Origin of the sequence: Paenibacillus amylolyticus, assembly GCF_050990605.1 — a bacterium.
In the GTDB taxonomy this organism is placed as follows: domain Bacteria; phylum Bacillota; class Bacilli; order Paenibacillales; family Paenibacillaceae; genus Paenibacillus; species Paenibacillus amylolyticus_H.
The window spans coordinates 6,270,184-6,294,789 of record NZ_CP158832.1 but is presented as its reverse complement, the minus strand read 5'-3'; the positions used below and the strand labels follow the sequence as shown (position 1 = coordinate 6,294,789).

The window sequence follows — 24,606 nt, the reverse complement described above, 5'->3', positions numbered from 1 at the left end:
CATAGGAATCACGCACCTTTTTGGAATATATTTCAATTATAGGGTGGGTACAAACAGAGGTCAACTTCTATTCGGGTAGTTATACGAAATGAAATGTATAAGGAGGTGATTCGAATGGATTCATCATCAAGTTCATCAAGTGCACTGCCAGATATCCGGCAGGAGCTTGTGCTCCATGCACCTGTAGAGAAGGTGTGGGAGATGGTTTCAACCGCGCAAGGACTGGAGGCTTGGTTCATGCCAGGCAATCTGGAACCCGTGGAAGGTCACGAGTTTATATTGGAAGCAGGCCCCTTCGGCCAATCACCATGTCAGGTGACCGAAGTTCTTCCCCTGCACAAGCTGTCATTCCGCTGGGGTAAGGACTGGACGTTGACGTTCCAAATCAATGAACAGCCCGAAGGTACGGGTTTCACACTGATTCACAGCGGTTGGGATGCGGATAAACTAACTGAGTTTGGACAGGCACATGCGATCGTGCGGGAACGTATGGAACAAGGATGGGCCGGAATCGTTCAGAAGCTTGCCCAAGTTGTTAAATAAGCTTATTCATTCCATCAACCCCAGGACCTCCCGCCCGTTCATTCGGGTGAACAGCGGCCTGGGGTTCGTTGCTGTACCAAACCAAGATCCGGCGGAAAGAGACAGAAAACCTTCAAATTATAACGATAATGACCAATTATGATACGGAATCTATTTTCGTGAGCACCAGAAACGTGTAACATGTTTATAGCAATAAATTCGACAAAATTGGACGTCTCTCGCCCTTGTGGATGGAAGGAATATATAGATGAGAAAACACTGGATTATGCTGACCCTAAGTTTCATATGCATTGTCATTTTTCCGCTGGGCTGGATTGCCCAGACGTTAATTAGCGAGCGGGGTAATCCCCAAGCTATGGATGGAAAAATTGACCTGACCCAATGGGACTTTGATCGCAAGGGTGCAGCGTCTCTAAAGGGTGTCTGGGATTTCTACCCTGGACAGTTGCTGAGCCCGGCAGATATTGAAGCGGGTGTATCCGGTCGCATGCCATTGCCCGCTTCGTCTGGCACTCAGGTTCCGGCCCGATGGAACAAATCTCTGGGGCAAGCACATGGGTATGGAACCTATCATGTGCAAGTCCAACTTACACCCCGAACGATGAAAAACGATTATGGTATACGCACGCAGAATATACGCATGGCTCACCGGGTATTTATCGATGGTAAAGAGATTGGGGGCAAAGGCCTGCCAGGAAAGACCAAGGCGACAGATATACAATTAAATCTGCCCTTTACAGGATTCACTTCCATTGAGGGCAGCACGGCTGACATTATCATTCAAGTATCGAATTATAGTTACTCGTCTGGGGGCATTGTAGCGCCCATTTTGTTTGGAGACGAGCATAGTATTCTGAAAAGCCAGCAACAAGATTGGCTCAGGGATCTGATGGCCTTATTCGGTTTTATCTTGCCTGCCGCCTTTTTTCTACTTTTGTTCAGATTACGACGTACGGAGAAAGAACTTCGTTTTCTCGGATTATTCAGCCTTTCCGGTGCAGTATACGCTCTGACACATGGGGAGAAGTTACTGGGTACGTTTTTACCGTTCCTGACCAATAATGAGATACTTCGGATTCAGCTCCTTAGTTCAGCCTTTGCCTATTACTTTTTGCTTCGGTATATGGATGCCCGTGTGCCAGGAGCAGTTCATCAGTGGTTTGTTCGTCTGGCTGTCGTGTTAATCGTTACCCAGACCATTGTGGGTCTCACGCTTCCTCCGACGTTTTTCTCGTCTCTTGAGCTTCCCATGGTACTGATCTCGCTTGTTGTCATGTTCTATGCGCTGCGTGCCATGTTCTATTGGTTGAAAGGACGGCCGATTGACAGCCACTTTGCACTGGTGAGCATGATGAGCATACTCATGGTTGTAGTATTGCATACGCTCGGTGCATTCACTACCCTAGACACAGCGTTCTTTGCGCTGATTGAACTTTTATTATTTGTCATTGCCCAGATGATTGTGACCGCCATCCGTTTCGCACAATCATTCCGCGACGTGGAAGCCCTGTCGGAGCGATTGCTTGCCATTGACAGTCTCAAGGACGAGTTCATGGCGAACACATCGCATGAGCTGCGAACTCCCCTGCACGGCATCATTAATATTGCGCAATCGATGCTGGAAGGGGCAGCTGGAGCGGTCACACCCAAGCAAGCCAAAAATCTGTCCATGATTACTTCAACCGGCAAGCGCCTTTCACTGCTGGTTAACGACATTTTGGATTTTTCCAAATTAAAAAATAGTGAGATTGAGTTGAAACGGGTGGCTGTCGATCTGGAATCCGTTGCTCGTACTGTGGTTGAAGTCTCGGGTTTCACGTTTGAGGACAAACCGGTTATATTGATTCAGCAATGGCCCCAGTCGTTGCCACTTGTTGAGGCAGACGAAGATCGTCTCCGACAAGTTCTGTATAACTTGCTGGGTAACGCCTATAAGTACACTGAGCAGGGCGAGATTCGTTTGTACGCCAGTGTTGAAGGGGATTGGGTGAAGGTATCGGTCGCTGATACAGGGGTAGGCATTGCCTTGGACAAACAAGAGGATATCTTCCAGGCGTATGAGCAGAGTAACGGCACAATTGAGCGATTGAATAATGGAACCGGAACCGGACTGGGTCTGAGTATTACGCGAAAACTCGTTGAGCTTGGCGGTGGTGAGATCTGGGTTGAATCGGAGCCGGGGCAAGGTTCCACCTTTCATTTCACCCTGCCTGTTATGAAGTTGCCGCTGCTGCAAACTCATTCGAAACCAGCTGCCGCCAGATATGTTGCTGCACAGGGGGCAGGGGCGAAGGAGCTTGTGACAAGAGAGTCAGATGAGCAGGATGATCTTACAGAAGCGGAGCACACGATTCTGATTGTAGACGATGACCCCGTCAATCGACAGGTATTGCTTAACCTGTTATCAACGGAACGGTATCGTGTGATTGCAGCCGACAGCGGGTCCACTGCATTGAAACTCCGTGAGGAGTTCCCGTCCATTGATCTTGTTATTACGGACTGGATGATGCCTAAAATGTCCGGGCTTGAGTTATGTCGCAAACTGCGCGAGCATAGTTCCCTCTCAGAGTTACCGATTCTGATGCTGACCGCCCGCGGGTTGCCTGAGGATATCAAACACGGATTCCAGGCGGGAGCCAATGACTTCCTGAGCAAACCGGTGGATGCTGGCGAATTACGTGCCAGAGTTCGGACGTTAATTGAGATGCGGAGTTCTGTGCAGGAGGCTATTCGGACGGAAATGGCCTTTTTGCAGGCCCAGATCAAGCCGCACTTTCTATATAATGCACTCAATGTCATTATCGCGACCTGTGCAGTGAATCCGGACAAAGCAACCGATCTGCTGATTGAACTGAGTCATTACCTGCGTGGAAGTTTTGACTTCCAGAACAGGGAGCAGCTTGTTCCTTTGACCAAAGAGCTGGAATTGGTGGAGTCTTATGTGCATCTGGAACAGGCGAGATTTGAGGAAAGACTGGTGGTTGAGTATGAGGTGGAATCGGATGTGCATCTGTATCTGCCACCTCTCAGTATTCAGCCGCTTGTGGAGAATGCCATTCGCCACGGCGTGATGGAGCGGGCAGTCGGGGGGACAGTTCGTCTTAGGATTTTCAAAGAGAGCGAGCATGTGGTCGTACAGGTTCAGGATGATGGCGTAGGTATCCCTCCTGAACGTATGGCTCAGGTCAAGTCTGGGAACACCGAGGGTCCTGGAGGTGTCGGGCTGCAAAATATAAACCGTCGCCTGATATCTCTCTATGGTCAAGGACTGGAGATTCATAGCCATGTGGGTAAAGGAACGCAGATCCGCTTCCGTATCCCTGTGGAAAAGGTGGATTATGCCAAATAGTGTGCCGAGTTAAGCAATTATGGTTAACAGACTAATAAGCGGATGCCGAAAAATCGGCATTCATTCTAATTGAATCTTTCATGGCAGGAGGCTGGAAGAACGGTGAGAGCCATTGTGATCGATGATGAGAAGCCGGCGCAGCTTCATCTGGAGCGTCTACTGCGAACGGACGGACGAATTACACCCGTGCAATGTTTTTCAACAGCTCGTGATGGCCTTCATTTTCTGGCAAGGGAACGTGTAGATGTTGTATTTTTGGACATTGGAATGCCGGAGATGAATGGCCTGGAAGCGGCTGAATATATACAGCAATTGGATCAGAGTATTCGTATCATCTTTGTTACGGCTTATGCGGACCATGCGGTTGAGGCATTTGAGCTGCATGCACTGGATTATGTGCTTAAACCGGTAAGCTCCGCACGATTGGCCAAAACCATTGATCGAATTGCGGGCACCATGTCATACACTTCCCAGGTTGCAGCCACCGCCGAGGTACAGGAATCGGAGCCTGTCTCTGTGGAGCTGGATACCGAAGTTCCGGTGCTGCTTACGTTCAAACATCTGGATATTTACAAAAGCTTGGATCTGGGTGCCGAGAAACATAAGTGGCGCATAACCAAAGCACAGGAACTGTTTGCTTTTTTGTTTCATCACCGGGAAGAGTGGGTAAGCAAAGAGATTCTGCTGGATAAGCTGTGGGGTGATGTCCCCCAGGAAAAGGGGTTAACCCATCTACATACTTCCGTGTACCAGATTCGGAAGCTGCTTAAGGAATGGAACATGACCGGCAAGCTGGAGTACAATATGAACCGCTATCGTCTGTTATCAGGCAATCTGGTAAGTGATGTGGATCAATTTGAAAAAGCCATGGTCTACAACGTCATCACATCTGACAATGTCGGTGACTTGAGGCACATGATTCCACTTTATCGTGGCGATTATCTGGAAGAGCATGATTATCGTTGGGCACAGGCCAAAGCAAGGGAACTCAGACGCAAGTATACAGGGCTGGTTATGGATATCGCGAGATGGGATATGATGCATGGCCGTAGCAAGGAAGCGATTGAGCAATTAACGATATTGCAGGAACGGGAGCCTTATTCGGAAGAAATCTGCCGACTCATGATGGAAGTGTATGCATCCATGGATGATCAGCAAGGCATACTTCGTTTATATCAGTCATTTACATTGACCCTGAATGAGGATCTGGGACATCAGCCAGAGCCGGAAACAAGCAGGTTATATCAGAGCCTGACGGATAAATAAACGTAAGCTCAGACAGGAGGGTGGGGCATGAAACTTTTCATACACCGCAAAGACTTGCGTACGGATGACCTGGCCGCATTCGATTATTTGCGGCATCATCAAGAAGAGAGTGTACATGTTCTCATCTATGATTCATTTCTACTGCGTCAAGGACGAGAGAAGGAACACAGCGGTGTGAATTTTAGACAGCATGCAGCGGCATTAGGCAGGCAGTATCTTGAAGCCAAACAAAAGCTGCATGTTGCTTATGGAAAACCGGCTGAAGTGGTTGATTACATCCTGAACCAATTCAAAGGCGAGATGAACGAGGTTGTGGTCCATCGGGACATGACGCCATATGCAATCGAGCGGGACAGGGCCATACGCAAAATCAGCGAGGCACACGAGGTTACATTCACACAATTAACGGATCATCTGCTGATGGATCTGAATGGATTTGCTCATTTCACAGGCAAGTCGGAGCCTTATAAAGTATTTGCAGCTTTCCATCGGCGGTGGGTGGAATTCATGAATGAACATCCCAACCCTCCTTCGGCAACAACGGTTGCAGAGTTGAAGGTGAGTGATCGTCAGATTGATTGGCCGGATGCAATGCAGGTACCTCAGGAGTTGCTGGAGGGCAGTGGTTCGAAGGATGAGGACCCGCATCTGCTGTTGCAGCAATTCTTATCGGATCGAATTGCTGAATATGGGGATCATCGGGATGAATATGAGGCTTACGAGCCGAGTCATCTTAGCTCATATGTAGCGGTGGGAGCCGTGTCGATCCGCAAGATGCACGATGCGGCGAGTCTCACAGCGGATGCTGGGGAATGGATCAGGCAGCTATGTTTTCGCGACTTCTATCTGTATCGGGCGGTCTATGAGAGTCACTATTTTACATATGAAAAGGTGTATGATCTCTCGCCCCTCCATGACGGTCATTTTGAACGGTGGTGCAGGGCGGAGACAGGTATTCCGATTATTGATGCAGCCATGACGGAACTGAATGAAACCGGACATATGCCGAACCGGTTGCGAATTCTCACGGCGATGTTTCTCACCAAAAACCTGCAATGCCCGTTCACCTGGGGTGAAGCCTATTTCAGGCGCAAGCTGAGTGACTATGATAATATTCAGAACCGGGGGAACTGGCTATGGTGTGCTTCGCTTGGCGAGAATGCAGCTCCGTATTTTCGCGTAAACAATCCGGTAACGCAATCCGAGAAATATGATCCGCAAGGTGATTATATTCGCAAGTGGTTGCCTGAATTGAAAGATTTGCACAGTAAGGACATCCATCAGCCGCGCAAGGATGCCATTGTGGATCTGAAGGCATCGAGACAGGCGGCGATTGACGTGTATAAACAGATTCTGGCGAGTCGTGGGAAGGATTAATTTTCATTCCAGAATGCCTGATGATTGCCCCCCTTTAATATAAAAGGGGTTTTTAAATTTTTTAACAGCATCCCCCAGAATTATAGTGTAAAATAGAGTAATAAAAGGGTTTTAATTACACATTTAAACTGTAAACGATGAAAGGATGTGTTTGAGGGATGGAACATATCAATTCTTCAATGAAAGTACATAAAGAAGCCTTAAGTGCGATTGGGCTAAAATGGGAGGGGACCTTTGAGGAAGCTGGAGCAGGAGGTATCCGTGTGGTACAAACAGAATTCAAGCGTCGTCTGCATGAAATCACAGATCTGCTACACCCTCAGGAACTTCTGGGGTTATCCTATCACATGACAGATACCGGATTCATTCATTATGTTGCGGTTCAGGTCAACGAAAGCGGGGCACAGGTGATTCCGAAAGATATGGAACGAATCGATATCCCGTCTCAGGACTATGCATGTTGCAGGCATGTCAAAGGACAAGCTGTAGAGTCTTCCTATAATGGCATCTACAACTGGATAGAGGAGCAGGGGCTTAAGGTGTCGGGAGGGCCTCTAACACACTATGAAGTATATCCTATGGATCAGGATCCATATGAGCCGGAACCCGAGTTTACCATATTCATCCCGCTGAACCAGTAAAAATTGAGATAAAAATCTTGATGTTGCTCAGACCGCATGCTCGCGGTCTTTTTTTACATATATAGACATGAAAATAGTGTGAAATGTGATGAAAATTTAGGAATTATTAAGAAATTGGACTACCCTTCTTAAGCAATATGGCTTTTAATAGATAGAGAGCTTTAATGTATTAAGTCATATCTGACATATTGACGAACACATGAAGGAGAAACGTGAACATGAGTGAAACACTGAAAAGAGAGCGAATTCCAGAGCTGAATCTGGTACGTGCCATGGCAATTATCGGCGTACTGTGCGTGCATTCCACGTCTTATGCGACGGTAGACATGACAGGCTCAGGCTACTACTGGCTGTACAACTTTATTAATATTTTTATGAAATATGGTACGCCAACCTTTATTTTTATGAGCAGCTTTGTACTGTTCTATAACTATTATTCCCGTCCGCTGGACAAGAAACTTGTGAGTAACTTTTACAAGAAAAGATTTGTGTATATTTTACTTCCGTACTTCCTGTTTTCATTGATGTATTTTGTTTTGCTGCATTTCACGCATTATCAGGGCCGACCTTTCGGCGAATCGGCAGCAAGCTTCATCACAAAATTGTTCACAGGTAAGGCTTATACACATCTGTACTTTGTATTTATTAACATGCAATTCTATCTGTTATTCCCATTGGTATTATGGCTGCTCAAAAAGTATCCTTCCGTGGTGAAATGGTCTGTTCCGATTGGACTATTGATTCAATGGGCATTCATCGTAAGTAATAAATATGGATTCCAGGTACCCAACAAGGGAAGCTGGGCTTTCTCGTATTTTTCCTATTTCATGCTGGGGGCATTCATCGGGGTGTATTTCCCTAAAATCAAGCAATGGTTCGTCATCAGTCGGGCCAATGCTACCAAAGGACGCGTAGCTTCATGGATTCTGCTCTGGGCGGTGTGGATCATTGCCGGACTTGGCCATGTGTATATCTATTATCTGCTGCGTCTGAAGATCGCAACGTATAACACACTGTGGTATGAATTCTTCTGGAATGTGCATACCTTCGCTTGTGCGCTGGTACTTATCCAGATTGCCTATTTGCTCTATCGCAAAGGACCATCACTGATTGTGAAGCCGCTAAACCGGCTTGGAGCTCTGTCGTTTGGGATCTATCTGATACATCCCTTCTTCCTGCTGGTGTATCGTGAATTTCCACCGCAAACAGGAGTCTCCTGGTTAGTGCACCTGTGGTATGCCGGAGGATTCGGGGTAGCTCTGATCGCTTCGTGGATTGTCGTTGGATTGACGGCAAGGTTCATTCCATATGCATGGGTCATCTTTGGCAATCTGCCAAAACCCAAACCACGTCTGGCCCCGCAACAGAACTCGGGCCAACTGGACGTTCGTTAAGATGTATTTCCAACACAGGAATAATAAACCGTTTCTTGGTCGACCTTAGGGGAGAACAGGGAGCGGTTTTTTGCATACACAGATGTAAATGATATGGGGAACGATTGTTTCTTTTTCATTGTTGAGGGGTAATCATAAGGCGAAACGATAATACATTATGCATAACAGGATTAAGGTGAATATAATGACAACATGCGAAAAATGCGGGAGACCGATGCAAGATATATTGGAATATGTGGAACACATTCTTCACGAATGCAGTGAACAGACACAGGAGTACAACTCGAAAGATTATCAGGCCTATGGGCATGAGGGTGTTCACGAGCAGATGTGATACAATAGAAAGAAACCGGATTCATACGGAACCGAGGTGACAACATGGAGACGGGTCCAGCCCCTTTCCGGCAAGGAAAGACGGAACAAGAAGCGCGACTGAGCAAAACATGCATGTATTGCGGACAGCAGCGGCCGATGTCCGAATTCCGGCGCAGAACCGGAAAGCGGGCAGGTCCCGGAGCCAGACGTGGAGCCTGCAGCAGCTGTCGTAAGCTTGGTGGACAGGCTGATCACGAGGCCGGTTCAAGTGTGAGCAGGCGAACGAAAGAGCGGACGGAGCGTCAGCGGGATGGCTTGGAGACACGTGCTGTTACTGCCAGACCCTCTGCAGCTGCAAGAAATGAGGCAGGTCGTACCTCTCATGGTATAGAGCAGGGATCTGCTACGGTGTCTGAGGCTGACAGAATTCTGGTGTCTCAACCGTCAGTAGACTCGAATTCTTCGAATGACGATGAACATGCTGACTTGGTGACTTCTTCACCCTCTTCTTCGGGTATTCGCAAGAAGAGGAGAAGACGCAGGAAGAGCAAGCGGATAGAGGGAATGAAAGGTAATGAGCAGAAAGAGACAAGTCTGGAGCGTGATGGTTTGGCAGGTGAGGTAGTAACTGATCCGGCTGAGCCACAGCCAGGCGAGCACTGGCTTGGGCAAGGACATTCGCAGGGCCATGCATCTGCGAATGCGAGGGACAGTGCACAGCGGGCTGGCGCGCAAGTGGCCGCTGCAGTGCAGGCCGCCGAGCAGACTACGGCGGCCAAAGCGCTGCTGCCGGCTGAGCCGCAAGGCCCGGCAGCAGAGCCCATGGCTGCGGATCAACCGACCGCAGCCAAACGCAAGCGCAAGCGGCGCCGCAAGCGTGCTGGCGCGCTCGCGCCCGGCGCAGGGCAGGCCCGTAGCATCGCTGCTGAGGAGGCCCATGCGCCGGCACTGGGCGACCGTGGCGATGCCACCACGGTCGCTGCACCTACGGCGGCGGAGGCACAGCTAGCCGCCACCGGGCGCAAGCCTGGGCAAGCGCCGGGGGCTGCTGCGGAGGCAGGGCCTCCTGCGCCCGTGCGCCAGCCTGGATCGCCAGCGTCCAAGCCGCGCCAGGCGCGCAAGGAGCGTGCGCCCAAGGCGAACGGCGAAGACGCTGCCCGCGGTACATCCGGGCAGCGACCCGCGCATGCCAGCCGCAGCCACGTGGCTGGCACGGATGGTCGCCCCCGCCGCCAGACCCCGTCGGCCCCGGTCGCTATCGACCCGGAAGATCCGGCTTCGCTCCGGACCAACCGGCAAGGCATGGTACGGATGCGCGGCAAGACGGACAAGGGCAGGCGTTGGCATCAGGAAGTGGACATGGAGCTTGCCGTCACGCTGGTGAAGGAAAAAGCCGCTGTGGTGGTCAATCGGTACACGATTCGCCGATTGTTCAGCAACAAGGATTTCAAGCGGTATATTTTAACCCGGGATGACAACACTTGTTACTTCTGTGGATCGTATGGAGATACGATTGACCATCTGCTGCCGCGTGCCAAAGGTGGACACACCACTCCGCTCAACTGTGTCTGCGCCTGTAATCTGTGCAACCAGTCCAAAGCAGCGATGGATGCCGAAGAGTTCATGCGTTCAGGTATTCCCGAATGGAATGCTGCCCATCAGGCAGAATTGATTGAACTGGAAATGCAGGAAGCGCAGCTGGAATAAGGATAATATGCCCCCAAAGATGAAATCGGGGTTTGGATATAAAGATCACACCAAGACCACAAGAGGTCGAGGTGTGCTTTTTGCATTTAATCATGATTCCGGTGGGACGTTAGTTCAACGTGCAATAATTTCTTCAAATTGACAACGGTGTTCATCGAAGATGTACGTTATACTGGGAGGGAGTTGCTAAAGAAGCTTCATCATCCATAAGGCTGATGAAATGTATAGTGAACATCAAACCTGAGAATGTAGACTGTATAGATTGGATGGATGCAGATGACACCGGCAGCATTGGACATTATGTCATATATTACGGAAGAAAATATTCGTTTCTGGCTGGAAAAGTTCCGCTCTCTGGGCCCGTTACCGGGAATTTTGCTTACGTTTATGAAATCATTTGTGCCGCCACTGCCAACGCTGTTGATTGTGGGTGTGAACGGTGCGGTATACGGTCTGTGGGCAGGTTTCCTATATTCATGGATTGGCATGGTCATCGGTTGTACCGTTACGTTTCTGATTGTACGAGAGATCGGGAAATCGGCTTTTGTAGAGCGATGGGCACGCAAACCTCGTGTGCAACGCAGTATGGTATGGATTCGAAGGAATGCATTCAGTTATGTTTTTCTGCTGAGCATCTTCCCGGTAGGTCCGTTCGTCATTATTAATGTGGCAGCAGGTATCGCGCGAATGCGATTGTTATCCTTCCTGCTTGCGGTGGGCTGTGGTAAAGCGATCATGATCTTCTCTGTTACGTATATCGGTTCCAATGTGGAACAATTTCTGGAGCATCCTGTACGCTGGATAGGCGTACTGCTCTTCATAGCGGTATCCCTGTGGGCAAGCCGCAAACTGGAGCGACACTTTACCCGGTCATCGTCAGATGGTGTAGATCTACATGATCTGAATCAACCCGCGGGAAAATCGATTTCCTCATAAATGTAAGAGATATCAGTGCGCGGATAACTGATCTCTAATAATGCTGACGAGGACAGGAAGGAGGATCATCATGATTGAGGATATCTATGCTTTCAGCCGAATGTTAAATCGCATGAATGAAAATGAACTTCGTTCATTGTTGCGTGTGCTCTACATGAGATCAGAAATTGTGGTAAAGCGGCAAGAAGAACAAGGCGAAAAGGTGGATTTTGCGGGAATGATGCAATCACTTTTTAGAGATATGGACACACCTGTGGATCTGGGACAACTTGAGGTGCAAACTCTGGAAGAGGTCGACAAGCCAAATGAAATTCATATTACGTTTGGAGAATCCCCTCTGAGCAGTTTGAAAATGGGATTGAGCACATCGCCCAGTCAGGAAAAACGGAGCTTTTCCTCCATGGATGATAATTATGCTGTGGGTCCGTTAGGTGATCTGACCCTTCGTGCAGAATTAAAGCGCAGGCATCTCTGGCTAACCGAACGAATGTGTCTCAGTGACCGTGAAGCATATGGCATGAATGAACTGGAATCATTATTAGAGTTGAACGCCACAATACAGTCCTTTGATTCCAAGACATCAATCATTATCTGGTATGCGAATAATGCACGTGAGAAGACGGGACTGCTCTACGCCATGCATCTATTGCGGAGCAGCGAAAATCGCATATATCTGATCGAAACGAGTGGCCTATACCAGCAATTATTCAATAGACCCGACGTTCAATATGATGTGCTCCACACAGGTGAGATTCTTCCGGAAAAGCTTCTGGCGATGTGGCAAGTCTGCTCTGAGCAAGAGCCGCTGTCCAAGCAAGAACGCCTGCAACTGGAACAGGATTGGCTGGAACTTTCGGCGCAGCCTGGGCTATTACGTATGATGGAGAATGGCGTGATTCGGAGTTTGTCTGAAGATGCGTTGGACGAGTACATCATGGAGAAGGTGAGGGAACTAACACCAAACTGGGAGCCAGGAAAATATATCCGAGCAGCTCGTATCGTGGGTGAAGTGATTGGTACGAGCAGCCAGCATATAAGTGATGTCTTCGTGGAGTATCGACTACGGCAACTGGTGCTGCAGGGCCAACTTGAAATGGATGGAAAGCCACTTGCAATGAGGTATTACAGTGTTCGGCTTGCGGAGCACTGAAAGGGACTGAGGCTGAATTGCACAGATAGAAAACAAACGACAAGATCGCAAAGTTTGAAAGACGTAAGACATGAGCACTTTCATCCTTATACAGGAAGATGATCACGAAGTATCTCCGATACTAGGCTGTTCAGAATTACAATCAAATCAGACTGTTCCATCGGTGAGTAACTCCTACATGTCCGGGGAACAGTCTATTTGTTTCTCGTTAAGTACTGAACCAACTTCTCCTGTGCATTGTCCAATAACGATCTTCTTCATTATCTTCATGTCTATTATGATTTCTTCCCATTCCAGATTTCCATTAGCGGTCCGTGCTGCCCATAGACGGGATCGGTATCCGGGATCGGAACCTCTCGGATTTCCTGAAGAGCTTTGGCATGATCGCCTTCTTCACCTGTGCGCGTGTTGTAGCTCATACCGCCCGGGTAGGCACCCGCAATACGAAAGTCAGTGCTGGCCTCCAGACGTTTATGTCCTGTTCCAGCAGGAAGTACAACAACGTCGCCTGTCTGAAGGTATACTTTCTGTCCGTTTTCCCCGCCTAGAATCAGCTTCACGAATCCACTCACCACAGCAAGAGCCTCATGAGCATTACTATGATAATGATGATAATTGAACACACCATTCAACCAGCTATTTCCCCATCCATGACGGTTCAGCAATGATTCTGCATGAAGAGCCTCTTCTGCCCATACGTTCTTATACAAAAGCACAGGCAGGGTCGGATGATTGGGAATTACACCATTATCCTGAAGGAATAACGTCTCTATGTCCTTTTTTCGTTCATTCATCTCATATCACCTCATTATAAATTACCCGATAACCTCAAGAACGAACAAAAAACAATTGTAAAATGATACAAAATGTATCATTTTAAGGTTATACTCAGTACATAAACTCTCTTCAGGTGCACTCGTTGTATAAATCGCAAGGGGGAATCGTGTGTGAACATTGTTATTACAGGGGCTTCTGGATTTGTGGGATTTAATCTGTCACAGTATTTGGCGCAAAAGGGGCATCGAATTACCCTTCTGGATCGGGATGATTATTGTCAGAGGCTTGCTCACGTCTCTCCTCTGCATGAGATGCCGTTCATCTGTTGTAATCTTGCCTCAGGCCGGATCCAACTGCCTTCTGGAACAGATTACATTATTCATCTGGCAGCCATGCCACACGTGGATTATTCTTATCATCAGCCAGGGGAGGTATTCCGTAATAATACCCTCAGTACTCAAGCTATTCTGCAATATGCTACCGAACATCACATCCCTGTCTTGCTGGCATCATCTGTTGAAGTGTATGGCGGCGATTGGGGCAGAGTCTATCATGAATCAGATCCGTATGCGCCTGTCTCCCCTTATGCTGCATCCAAAGTCGCCTGTGAAATGCTTGCTCACTCCTACGCTCAATGTTATCAGCTTCCAGTCAAACTCTTTCGCTTGACCAACCTCTATGGTCCATGGCAATTACCAGACCGTATTATTCCTCGAAACTTCGGTCGGATGCTGGATGGACTGCCTCTGGATATCCAGGGTTCGGCAGTACGTGATTTCTTGTATGTAGATGATGCTCTACGGGCCATTGAACAGATCATGCTGAAAGGTAAAGACGGACAGGTCTACAACATATCAACAGGGCTTGGAACAACCATGCAGGAGATCGGGGAGATATTGAAACCGATGGATCGATCCTTAGCTGCTGTAGAGATTCGGGAGCAAGAACCAACCCAGTCCAGAGGTTCCAGTCTGGTAGTACATTCAGGAAGATTGCGAGCGGAATTGGGATGGTTACCGCAAACCACGTTGGATAAGGGATTGGAAAAAACCTTCCGTTGGTACCAGGCTCATCCTGAATGGGTGAGACAGTTCAGCCGTGAATATCATACAACAAGAGAGACGCGCAATTTCATTATTGATATGGCAAGGTACTCAGTTCCAGCAGTATAGAACGCAAAAAAAAGCCAGGGAAGGGTGTATTGAGTAACACCTTCCTTGGCTTTTTTGCGCCTCCATCTCATTTTCGGATTTCATCCGAACACGGACGGTTAGGCTATTTTATAACAATCTATTGCACGAAATCCTCGTGCTGTTTGACCTCACATTAGAAGGATCTAGTGATCTTTTTTGACGTCGGCAATTTTATCCTGTACAGCACCTTTGGCTTTGTCTTTCTTACCCTCAGCCTGAAGGGATCTGTTGTTGGTTGCATTACCGATCTGATCCTTCACTTCGCCTTTGGCTTTGTTAACGCCTGCTTTGATTTTATCGCCAGTTGAATTACTCATATCGAACATCTCCTTCGTATCTGGTGTAGTCCTTATTAACCGGGATGTCCGCATTCTAAACGTTCACTATTTCATGGCGGTCAGAAATTTGTTCTGGATATTCTGTCAGAAATGATCTGTACGAAGAGTCAGTATAAATATAGGCAGTGCTTAATTGCGTGCTCCATTAAAGAAATGAGAGGATGTTATGATATGAGTAATTATATTGGAAATGGTGCGTATTGCTACGCCAATTCAGCTTCAATGCTGCTGTCGTCCATTGGAGAAAAGATAGATCCCGGTCTGCTTGAAACCATCGGTGGCTTTTCCATGGGAGCTTTCCGCACGCAGGAAGACCTTCTTTTTTTTGATAACTGTACCTCAAGTCCTGATCTGGCCATCAGCAAAGCGATGAGCATTCTAGGATTTAGTGTGCGCGAAAGTATGCAATCACGGGGTACGGAGATGCCTGTAGATGAGCTAAGAGAGGCTTTGAAGCAAGGTCCTGTAATGATGGGTCCGCTGGATATGGGCAAACTCGCCTACAATCCCAACTCTCCCAATCTGGGTGGTTGCGATCATTATGTAGTGGCGCTCAATATGAAGGGCGATGAAATATGCCTGCATGACCCAGCCGGATTCCCCAATGTCCTCCTGACACTGGATAAACTTGAGGAAGCATGGAAGTCTGAATTCCCATGGAGTAGCGGTGTGTATCGACGATGGTGGAGTCCTGAACGTATTGAACATCCTGATCTGGAGGAGATTAACCGCAGGGCTTTTACTTGGTTCAAATCAACCCTTACAGAACAGACCCATGATATTGCTGCACAGGAAGGACGAACCGGAGCTTCAGCCATTCTGCATAAGGCGGAACAGGTTCGTGCTGGAGCAATCGATGGTAATGAGTGGGCTCATTATGTGTATTTTGCTCTGCCGGTAGGCGCGCGTCGTGCCCATGATTATGGTTTGTTTTTTAACACAATCCATCCTGACCTTTCTGCATTGAAATACGCACAATCTCGCCAATTCGGGGAATGCCAATCCCGTCTTGTCTCCCGGAACTGGGAGGCTGCTGCGACAATCATGGTGGCACTTGCTGAGACGGAAGCCATGATCGAAGCTGCTATTTTGAAGCTGGAGTAATTGAAGTGAAGCGAGGTTATGAGAAAGGGGGATACATACACATGGATGAATTAGCTGACAATCGCCATATCAGGCCAGGGGAAGACGAGACATTCGAGAATCGGCAACAGGAGTCGGACATTGCGCTTGTCATGCAAGCCCAGACCGGGGATGCAGAGGCTTTTGGTGAGCTGATTCACCGTTACCGTGGGCAATTGTTCCGTTATGTGCGAGCACTTACACATGATTCTTATCTCGCAGAAGACATTTTACAGGATGGGCTTATTCGTGCATTCATTCATATTAGACAGCTTCAGAATGCTGGCCGTTTTATGGCCTGGATACAGCGCATTGTGCGTAACCAGGCGTACTCGCATATGCAGCGCCAAAAGCAGCAGCGGGAACAACATTTTTCTTCGTTCCTTGCATTTGGAGCCGATGACGCTTCATGGAGTGAACAAGACTCGCTCGACATGACGCTGAATCATCTTTTGAATGACACCGATCGGAGATCACAGGATACAGGCTATGATCCGTATCAAGCTGTTGCTCAGCAGGAAATGAGGAATAATCTTCACAGGCTGTTGGGTTGTCTGAATGAAAGAGAACAACAGGTTTTCACATCATATTGGATGGAGCAGCTATCACCTCAAGAAATGGCGAACAAATTCAATCTGACAATTGCCAATGTGTATCAAGTTCTGTCCCGTTCACGTAAAAAAGTGTCTCAGCTTCATATTCATTTATCTGTAGATGAAATGCTGGCGGAGTGGAATTCACTCGGGCAAAATCGAGTGACTCTGGAGGAGCCCCTTTCGTTTCGGGTTCCCCAAACCTGGAACTCGGCAGCAGCATCCATTCACGAGATGTTAGGCTATATGGGTCCATCTCCGTCTCTCCCCATGGTTATGGGAATGAGTGGACTTTCTTTTCGTCTGACCATCCTGCCTCAGGACATACATATCGCTGGACCCACCGCCTATAACTTCAAAGAAGTGCTTACCAGAGGATTGCAACATATGGGTTATCGTTCCCATGCGGTTGAGGCTTTGGCAAGCGAAGCGGGACTTAATGCCAATCTGGTCGACCCTTCGATGCTAGAGGAGAAAGCAAAGGGGAAAAGGTTGCTTAATCCAAGGATTGTTCGGGCCCTCTCCCTGATACGTTACTCCATTCATCGAGGAATTCCCGCTGTCGTGTGGGACTTGAATATTCCCGAATTCGGGTTGATCTATGGCTATGATGATGCAGCCCGGACCTTATACGGTACCGATTTCATTAAATCAGGAACAATTTCCTATGATCATGTAGGGCGGGGTGTGAATCAGGAAGTATTTGTGCTGGCAGCGGAAGCAGATGGCATGATACGAGAAATGAACTTGCACGCGGCACTGACAGCTGTTTTGGCTCATTATCGTGGGGAGGAGCCGTATACATTGCCGAACACAGTCAGTGGTGTGGCTGCCTATGCCGTCTGGAGAGAAGCCCTAGTATATAGACAGGTAGAACCGAACGGTCACGCCTATAACATTGCCGTTTTGTGGGATGCCAGACATTATGCAAGTGAGTTTTTCAAAGAACTTTCTCTAAAGTGGGCTTCGACTCCCCGCTATTCCAGCTTGATTCCATTCTGTCTTCGGGCGGAAGAGTTATATCGAAACATGTCTCAAAAGTTAAATATACTCTCGGAATTATTTCCTTTTCCAGATGGAGGACTGCCTAATGATAAGCTTCATGCCGATCAGGCTATCTCGATACTTTTGGAGGTGGAGGAATTGGAGCGAGCTGCCATCGTTGCAATAAAAGAGTTGCTTGAAGAAATGGATCGGCATTCCCTCGAAATAGTTATGGTGTGACCTAAATGATCTAATCGGGCGAATAGTAAAGCAAATATCAGGAGGCAGGACGATTCGTCAGGCCTTCTTTGTGTCTTTTTTGCTTTCATGCCAGAATAGGTTCATACTTGAACAAGATAATGATGTCATTTCAGGAATAAGGCTGCACCCCTAGCTGCATAATAACGATAGTGACCAATTTCGTTGCGCGAGATTATTGAATTTGGAAAACAATTCCTGTAAATATCGATAAACCAATTCTTCCTTGTGTACATATCGCACATCTGGTCATATGTGATCTTGTCTTAATACCACATGTGGTAGGAATACGGATCTTGGACAGGAAGATCGGCAACGTTAGCTTGCCTGCATGGGTTGACAAAAAAATCGATTTTGTTACAATGTTCACAATATCTTCACAAGTGTAAAAAATTTCTTTTTCATGTTCATGTGTAAGAGGTGTAATATAAGGGTATAGAGTTCGGTTTCGGCCTGCTTGTCGTTTTGTGCGTCAACACATGTTGTCCGCAATAGATCCAAGATACAATGCATGAGGTGAGAGTGGCCCTGAGCTACGCTTATCCTATTGTGTGAAATTTGGTACATTTAAATGTATTCGATGTATTTTGTGGTTCGGCTCTGCTTGACAGGCATCATGAAAGTCGCGGACTTCTATCCCAAAGTAAAGGAGGACTTTCTCTTATGTCACAATCGCCTACTCAACAAGAGGTGCCGGTTACAGAAGGTGCCGACGTTTCCCAACGCCAGTCCTTGGATGTACTGGATCAACTGATGAAGCCTGAGGTTCAGGAGTCTTTAACCGTTCTGGTGGAGAACCTGCCTAAATTGGCTGAAATGGTTACTGCTATGACGAAAGCTTATGACTTTGCACAAAGTGTAGCAACAGACAAAGTTCTGATCAGCGACACAATGAGCGCAATGGGCGAGTTCGCTAAGCCTGTTGTAGACAAAGCTAAAGGTGTAGCTTCTGCTGCCATCGAAGCCAATGACCGTGCGCAAACAGAGCAAACTTCAGTTGGCTTGTTCGCTATGCTGAAAATGCTCAAAGATCCAAACGTACAACAATCGCTTCGTTTTGCTCAATCTTTCCTGAGCATTCTGAACGAGCGTCAACAACAGAAACGTTAAGACTTAGAAGAACGGAGGATGGATATGTCGAAGCAAATTTTGATCTTGGGTGGAGGATACGGCGGTCTGTTGACAGCATTGACTGCACGTCAATACTTGTCTCCGGAAGAAGCGACAATTACTGTCGTGAACCGTTACCCTACACACCAAATTATCACGGAACTGCACCGTCTTGCAGCAGGAAGCATTGCTGAACAAGCAGTTGCTCTTCCGCTCGAAAAATTGCTGCGTGGCAAAAACGTGAACCTGAAAATCGATACGGTGGATACAATCAAGCCGGACGAGAAAAAAGTTCTGATGACCAGCGGCTCCACTTACTCTTACGATGCACTCGTTGTTGCCCTGGGTAGCGAAACAGCTTACTTCGGAATTCCGGGACTGCAAGAGTACAGCTTCACGCTGAAATCGGTTAGTGATGCAAACCGCATTCGTGCACACGTTGATGCACGTCTGGATGCATACAAAAAATCCGGCAACAAAGCAGACGCAACGTTTGTTATTGGTGGCGGCGGCTTGACAGGTATTGAACTTGTCGGCGAATTCGTTGATCTTCTTCCAGCTGCATGTAAAGAGAAAGGTATCGATTTCAACGATATCTCTCTGTACACTGTTGAAGCAGGTCCTTCCATCCTGGCTGGTTTCCCGCCAGAGCTGGTTGATCGTGCGAAATCAAGTCTTGAGAAACGTGGCGTTAACTTCATCGTTGGCGTAGCGATTACCGAGATGAAAGAAAATGAAGTTATGCTGAAAGACGGCAGCTCCATCCCTACGAATACCCTCGTATGGACTGGTGGCGTTCAAGGTAACGCAGTTGTTGCTAACAGCGGAATTGAAGTGGATCGCGGCCGTGCGAAAGTTACGGAAGTTCTGCAATCCACTTCTCACAAAGACGTGTTTGTTGCTGGTGACAGCGCAGTGGTCTTCCCTAGCGAAGGCGCTCGTCCTTACCCTCCAACAGCACAATTGGCTTGGCAAATGGGTGAAACCATTGGTCACAACCTGGGCGTAATGTTCAAAGGTGGCGCAATGGAATCCTTCACACCAGTATTCTCCGGTACGCTGGGAAGTCTGGGTCGTAAAGATGCTGTCGGCATGATCGGTGGCAACCAGACTCGTCTGAAAGGTCTGCCTGCAACCATGATGAAAGAAGCTAGTAACATCCGTTACCTGGCTCATATTCACGGTTTGTTCGCACTGGCTTACTAATCTTCATGCCATTCAAGGGCGCCCATTTGGGCGTCTTTTTTGGTTGTCACGATTACAAAGAATCACAGATATTCAGATGGGAAAAAGGTGCGGCAGAAGTGGCCGATGTGAGGTCACGTATAATCCACATGGGGTATATGACATATTAATAGGACAATGGAAAACTTCTCATTTCATAGATGTACTGAACGGGCATGAACATGAAGCCGGCGCTTAGAAGCGCCGGCTTTCGTTTAAATTATAGATGAGCATCTATATATATTTAAGGAACGGATGGCTGCAACAAGTGGTCCGTTCAACCGAGAGGAGAAATGACGTATGAACGTTTTAGTTATAGGAGCAAATGGGCAAATCGGCAAGGTGGTGGTGGAGCAGTTGGTACAGGAAGGCCAGCATAAGGTAACGGCCATGATCCGCAAACCCGAGCAGGCAGACGCACTGAAGGAACTCGGTGCCGATGTGGTGATTGGAGATCTGGAAGGTAGTGTTGAGGACTTGGCTGAAGCCATGAAGGATCATAATGCCATAGTATTTACAGCGGGCTCTGGCGGATCTACGGGTCAGGACAAAACCCTGTTGATTGATCTCGATGGAGCAGTGAAAACGATGGAGGCGGCAGAGCAGCAAGGCATTTCCAGGTATATTCTGGTCAGTGCATATGGCGCAGATCAACGGGAGAAATGGTCAGAGTCCATTAAGCCTTATTATGTGGCCAAGCATTACGCAGATCGTGCCTTGTTTGCAAGTGATCTGAATTACACGATTATCCGTCCAGGTGGTCTGAAGAATGAACCGGGCACGGGCAAGATTGCAGTTGGAACCGATCTGGAACCGGGTAGCATCCCGCGTGAAGATGTGGCCCGCGTCATCGTGGCTTCTTTGCAGAAAGAGAAGACGTACCGGATGGCCTTTGATCTGATTGCCGGGGATCAGCCCGTTGAACATGCCTTGGGCAAACTGTAGATGTTATTGTAAGATAACGGGAGAATGAAATGATGGGGATGAGGGGGAGCGCTGCATGAACGAAGCCGTGCTGGTCATAGAGGATGAGCCCAAAATAGCACGTCTGCTTGAACTGGAATTACAGTATGAGGGATATCAGGTAGGCAAGGCGGGGAGTGGAACAGAAGGACTGGAGAAGTATGGGGAAGGTCAGTGGGATCTGATTCTGCTTGATGTGATGCTGCCTGGTCTGAGTGGCATTGAAGTGTTGCGCCGAGTTCGGGCCAAGGATGCTACAGTTCCGATTATTATGCTCACCGCCAAAGATTCCGTGGAAGACAAGGTATCCGGCCTGGATCTCGGAGCCAATGACTACATCACCAAGCCGTTCCAGATTGAAGAGTTGCTTGCCAGAGTTCGGGCCGCATTGCGGCTTAGTGCAGTGGCGTCTGTTGTTTCTTCCGCTTCTTCGTCTACACCTGCTGATACAGGCAATGACTCGTCTGGTCATCAGGATGAAGCTAGTGCAGGCTGGTTGACGGCTGCCGGCTTGAAACTGAATGAAGGAACGCGAGAGGTATCGCGAGATGGCGTAGCCATTGAACTTACGCCACGTGAGTTCGATCTGCTGGTGTATCTGCTGCAAAATCAACGTCAGGTGCTCAGTCGTGACCAGATTGTGCAGGCCGTGTGGGGATACGATTATTATGGAGATACCAATGTGGTGGATGTGTATATCCGTTATGTGCGCAAAAAGGTGGATAACGGATTCACACCGCCCTTAATACATACCGTACGGGGCGTAGGTTACGTCCTGAAGGAACAGTCATGAGCCTGCGCAGTAAAATCTACGGATATTCGTCTGTATTATTTGCTGTGCTGTTAATCGCGGTGAACCTGTCGGTCTACATCGTGTTTGAACGGATGTCGATTGATAACGAGGTTAATCGGGTGGAAGCGGAAGCGGAGTCTATTGTCAAAGGAGTGCGTCAGTCTGCCGGCTCCATTCCGCCGGACGACTTGCTGCGGGCCTACGCCCCTGTGAACGGCATGCTTCGGATCGTCAATGAAGACGGCACCAGTTCACCGGTGACGACAACAGCAGCTTCCGAACAGCTAAGCAAGCTGCCCTATAAGTACGAAAGTGAGAAGAAATCAGAGTATACCCAAGTTGAACAGATTGGTTACGTGTGGGTATCAGTCCCGGTTATCTGGCCAGATGGCGAGGTAGTGAACGTGCAGGTCACCGAGAGCATTGCAGAGACGGAGAATCGTCTGTCCGTACTTCGTACCGTGCTTGTGGCAGTCACCATTATTGCTCTTATTCCAGCCATCATCTCTAGCCGGATTCTGGCGAACCGGATGACCAGACCGATTCAGCAGATGACACGCACAATGGGTGACATTCAGTCCAGCGGCCAATTCAAGCGTCTTTCACTGGAGGGAGGATCGAAGGATGAGCTAAAAACGATGGGACAGACGTTTAACCGGATGATGGATCTGCTTGAATCCAACTTTGAACGACAGGAGCGATTCGTATCCGATGCATCTCATGAACTCAAAACACCGCTGACCATTATTGAGAGCTATGCCAGTCTGCTACAGCGGCGAGGAAAAGAGCGGCCTGAAGTATTCGATGAAGCGGTGGAAGCGATTCTGTCCGAATCGGTTCGCATGCGGGAGATGACCGAGCAACTGCTACTGCTCGCGAAGCAGCCAGAGCAGTGGAATGTACAGTTGGAGCGTGTGGACATTACGAGACTTGCAACAGAATCCACACGTGCGTTTCGCGAAGCCTATCACCGCGAAGTCCGGTGTGAAGATCCGGGTCCAATCTGGGCGATCAGTGATGAGAGCAAGCTGAAGCAGCTTTTGTTTATTTTGCTGGATAATGCCCGGAAGTATAGTGAGGATGCAGTTGAAGTGAAGCTGGAGGTCAAGGGACAAGAGTGCTGTATTCAGATTGTGGATTCCGGAATTGGCATGCGGGAGGACGAGCTGGAGAAGGTATTTGATCGATTCTACCGGGTTGATCCGGCCAGAACACGCAGCTTGGGCGCAAGCGGTTCGGGTCTGGGATTGTCACTTGCCAAAGAGCTTGCAGGAGCAGTTGGAGCAAGAATCGAACTGACCAGTACCGAGGGTGAAGGAACCGAGGCTTCCATTATTTTGCCATTATCGGCTCAGAACGGACCGCTCTCATGAAATTCTCATTCTTCTCTTATATACTATATAAACTGAACTAAAGATTGTTCACACTGACACTACGATGACAGAACAACCTTCCAATCGCTGTTATCCCCAGATTTTTCGATTCCCTTTCTCAAGGGGAAAATCCGGGGATAGCGTATGCTTCCGATGTAGCTTTCTTTCAGAAAGCTTGTAGCTTCGCTTTTTCAGGTATTTTCTGTCCTCTCCGTTACTGTGTAAAAGATTAGTTCAATTTATCTAGTAACCATCGGAATTAAACTCAGACCGAATAATACAGCAGATGAACTCGGGCTATGGGAGAGCTATAAGGGGGAAATGGAATGACAGAGCATGAGCAGCGACCACCGGAAATGAAACGGCAAGAGCAGAGGGACAGTGGTTGGGCGAAATCGAGAAGAACACTTTGGTGGGGTTCGGGGCTTCTCATTGTGCTGATTGTGGCAGCAGTTGTCTGGTGGAAGCCTTGGCAATCGACTGGTGCGGTACTTACGGCAGATGCGGCAGCCCAATCGGTGCTGGATCAATATCCGGGCGAGATTGTGAATTCCACGTTGAAAGACGGGACGTATATCATGCAGCTCCGTTCGGAGACCGGACTGTATGATGTGCAGGTGGATGCTGTCACGGCTGCCGTGAATTCCATCAAGCGGCTGGAGTCGAACCCACAAGCGGAAGAGAAGACGTTATGGAGCCGCGAGCAGATCAAGACGGCGGTGTTAAAACAACACACGGATAACCAATTGGTCTCGCTTGAACTTGTCGAGCAGCAAGGCAGTCCGGTATACACCGCGGTTGTGAAGGCGAAGGATAACAGCCGTGAAGAACTCACGATTGACCCATATACGGGAGAGACGATATCTTCCAAAACAATCGCAGCGCCGACAACTGAACCACCAAAGGATGATCCCAAGCCTCAGTTTCTGAGTGAGAAACAAGCCAAGCAGAAGGCACTTGCGGAGGTCCCGGGGGAAGTGGACGACATCGAACTGCGTGGAACCAACAGCGGGAATCCGTATTATCTGGTGGAAATTGATCTGGAGGATGGCCGGGAGGCTATTGTGCAGGTGAATGCCATCTCGGGAGCCATTCGTTCCGTAACCTGGGATGAAGACGAGGATTAACTTTTGCTATGGAAAGAGAGCGATTGAATATAACTTTAACTCGTTGGACAGATGATTCCTAATGTGGAGTCAT

Annotated in this window: 20 protein-coding genes; 18 read left to right on the top strand and 2 right to left on the bottom strand. The window is 48.3% G+C overall.

Annotated elements, in window-relative coordinates:
* Nucleotides 1-114: 114 nt before the first annotated feature.
* From ABTV53_RS27715 to ABTV53_RS27675, 9 genes are all read left to right on the top strand, one after another.
* Complete coding sequence (locus ABTV53_RS27715) at nucleotides 115-543, top strand: SRPBCC family protein (RefSeq protein WP_433748732.1); 429 nt, start codon at nucleotides 115-117, stop codon at nucleotides 541-543.
* Between the two features lie 247 nt (nucleotides 544-790).
* On the top strand, nucleotides 791-3,892 hold the full coding sequence (locus ABTV53_RS27710) for an ATP-binding protein (protein WP_433748729.1): 3,102 nt from the start codon (nucleotides 791-793) through the stop codon (nucleotides 3,890-3,892).
* A 102-nt stretch (nucleotides 3,893-3,994) separates the two neighbouring features.
* Nucleotides 3,995-5,158, top strand: coding sequence for a response regulator (locus ABTV53_RS27705; RefSeq protein WP_433748726.1), 1,164 nt, complete (start codon nucleotides 3,995-3,997; stop codon nucleotides 5,156-5,158).
* A gap of 27 nt (nucleotides 5,159-5,185) precedes the next feature.
* Entirely contained in the window at nucleotides 5,186-6,535 is a 1,350-nt protein-coding gene (locus ABTV53_RS27700) for a cryptochrome/photolyase family protein (protein WP_433748723.1), read from the top strand.
* Nucleotides 6,536-6,693: 158 nt separating this feature from the next.
* Nucleotides 6,694-7,176, top strand: coding sequence for a GyrI-like domain-containing protein (locus tag ABTV53_RS27695; protein WP_433748720.1), 483 nt, complete (start codon nucleotides 6,694-6,696; stop codon nucleotides 7,174-7,176).
* 218 nt (nucleotides 7,177-7,394) lie between these two features.
* The gene (locus ABTV53_RS27690; protein WP_433748717.1) at nucleotides 7,395-8,570 is read left to right on the top strand and encodes an acyltransferase; all 1,176 of its coding nucleotides are present in this window, start codon (nucleotides 7,395-7,397) and stop codon (nucleotides 8,568-8,570) included.
* A gap of 378 nt (nucleotides 8,571-8,948) precedes the next feature.
* On the top strand, nucleotides 8,949-10,592 hold the full coding sequence (locus ABTV53_RS27685; RefSeq protein ID WP_433748714.1) for an HNH endonuclease: 1,644 nt from the start codon (nucleotides 8,949-8,951) through the stop codon (nucleotides 10,590-10,592).
* A gap of 276 nt (nucleotides 10,593-10,868) precedes the next feature.
* Entirely contained in the window at nucleotides 10,869-11,528 is a 660-nt protein-coding gene (locus ABTV53_RS27680; RefSeq protein ID WP_433748711.1) for a TVP38/TMEM64 family protein, read from the top strand.
* Nucleotides 11,529-11,598: 70 nt separating this feature from the next.
* A complete protein-coding gene (locus tag ABTV53_RS27675) occupies nucleotides 11,599-12,678 on the top strand; it encodes a DUF1835 domain-containing protein (protein ID WP_433748708.1) in 1,080 nt (359 codons plus the stop codon).
* Nucleotides 12,679-12,953: 275 nt separating this feature from the next.
* Here ABTV53_RS27675 and ABTV53_RS27670 read toward each other — a convergent pair whose 3' ends face one another.
* Nucleotides 12,954-13,472 carry a cupin domain-containing protein gene (locus ABTV53_RS27670; RefSeq protein ID WP_433748705.1) on the bottom strand — a complete coding sequence of 173 codons (519 nt, stop codon included), beginning with the start codon at nucleotides 13,470-13,472 and terminating at the stop codon, nucleotides 12,954-12,956.
* Between the two features lie 153 nt (nucleotides 13,473-13,625).
* Between ABTV53_RS27670 and ABTV53_RS27665 the strand changes: the two genes are divergently transcribed.
* Nucleotides 13,626-14,627 (top strand): NAD-dependent epimerase/dehydratase family protein, encoded by a 1,002-nt coding sequence (locus tag ABTV53_RS27665; RefSeq protein ID WP_433748702.1) that lies wholly within the window; start codon nucleotides 13,626-13,628, stop codon nucleotides 14,625-14,627.
* 164 nt (nucleotides 14,628-14,791) lie between these two features.
* On the opposite strand, the gene ABTV53_RS27660 is transcribed toward ABTV53_RS27665, so the two are convergent.
* Nucleotides 14,792-14,965, bottom strand: coding sequence for a CsbD family protein (locus ABTV53_RS27660; RefSeq protein WP_433748699.1), 174 nt, complete (start codon nucleotides 14,963-14,965; stop codon nucleotides 14,792-14,794).
* A 192-nt stretch (nucleotides 14,966-15,157) separates the two neighbouring features.
* Here ABTV53_RS27660 and ABTV53_RS27655 point away from each other — a divergent pair, with 192 nt between their 5' ends.
* The 8 genes from ABTV53_RS27655 to ABTV53_RS27620 all read left to right on the top strand — a co-directional run bounded on the left by ABTV53_RS27655 (nucleotide 15,158) and on the right by ABTV53_RS27620 (nucleotide 24,533).
* Entirely contained in the window at nucleotides 15,158-16,090 is a 933-nt protein-coding gene (locus tag ABTV53_RS27655; protein WP_433748697.1) for a hypothetical protein, read from the top strand.
* Between the two features lie 41 nt (nucleotides 16,091-16,131).
* Nucleotides 16,132-17,925, top strand: coding sequence for an RNA polymerase sigma factor (locus ABTV53_RS27650; protein WP_433748695.1), 1,794 nt, complete (start codon nucleotides 16,132-16,134; stop codon nucleotides 17,923-17,925).
* Nucleotides 17,926-18,606: 681 nt separating this feature from the next.
* Entirely contained in the window at nucleotides 18,607-19,053 is a 447-nt protein-coding gene (locus ABTV53_RS27645) for a DUF1641 domain-containing protein (protein WP_278297689.1), read from the top strand.
* Nucleotides 19,054-19,077: 24 nt separating this feature from the next.
* Nucleotides 19,078-20,259 carry an NAD(P)/FAD-dependent oxidoreductase gene (locus ABTV53_RS27640; protein ID WP_421896665.1) on the top strand — a complete coding sequence of 394 codons (1,182 nt, stop codon included), beginning with the start codon at nucleotides 19,078-19,080 and terminating at the stop codon, nucleotides 20,257-20,259.
* Between the two features lie 318 nt (nucleotides 20,260-20,577).
* Nucleotides 20,578-21,222 (top strand): SDR family oxidoreductase, encoded by a 645-nt coding sequence (locus ABTV53_RS27635; RefSeq protein ID WP_433748690.1) that lies wholly within the window; start codon nucleotides 20,578-20,580, stop codon nucleotides 21,220-21,222.
* A 55-nt stretch (nucleotides 21,223-21,277) separates the two neighbouring features.
* Nucleotides 21,278-22,033 carry a response regulator transcription factor gene (locus ABTV53_RS27630; protein ID WP_433748687.1) on the top strand — a complete coding sequence of 252 codons (756 nt, stop codon included), beginning with the start codon at nucleotides 21,278-21,280 and terminating at the stop codon, nucleotides 22,031-22,033.
* Entirely contained in the window at nucleotides 22,030-23,406 is a 1,377-nt protein-coding gene (locus ABTV53_RS27625) for an ATP-binding protein (protein ID WP_433748684.1), read from the top strand. The genes ABTV53_RS27630 and ABTV53_RS27625 overlap by 4 nt, the downstream gene beginning before the upstream one ends.
* 326 nt (nucleotides 23,407-23,732) lie before the next feature.
* Entirely contained in the window at nucleotides 23,733-24,533 is an 801-nt protein-coding gene (locus ABTV53_RS27620) for a PepSY domain-containing protein (RefSeq protein ID WP_433748681.1), read from the top strand.
* Nucleotides 24,534-24,606 lie beyond the last annotated feature (73 nt).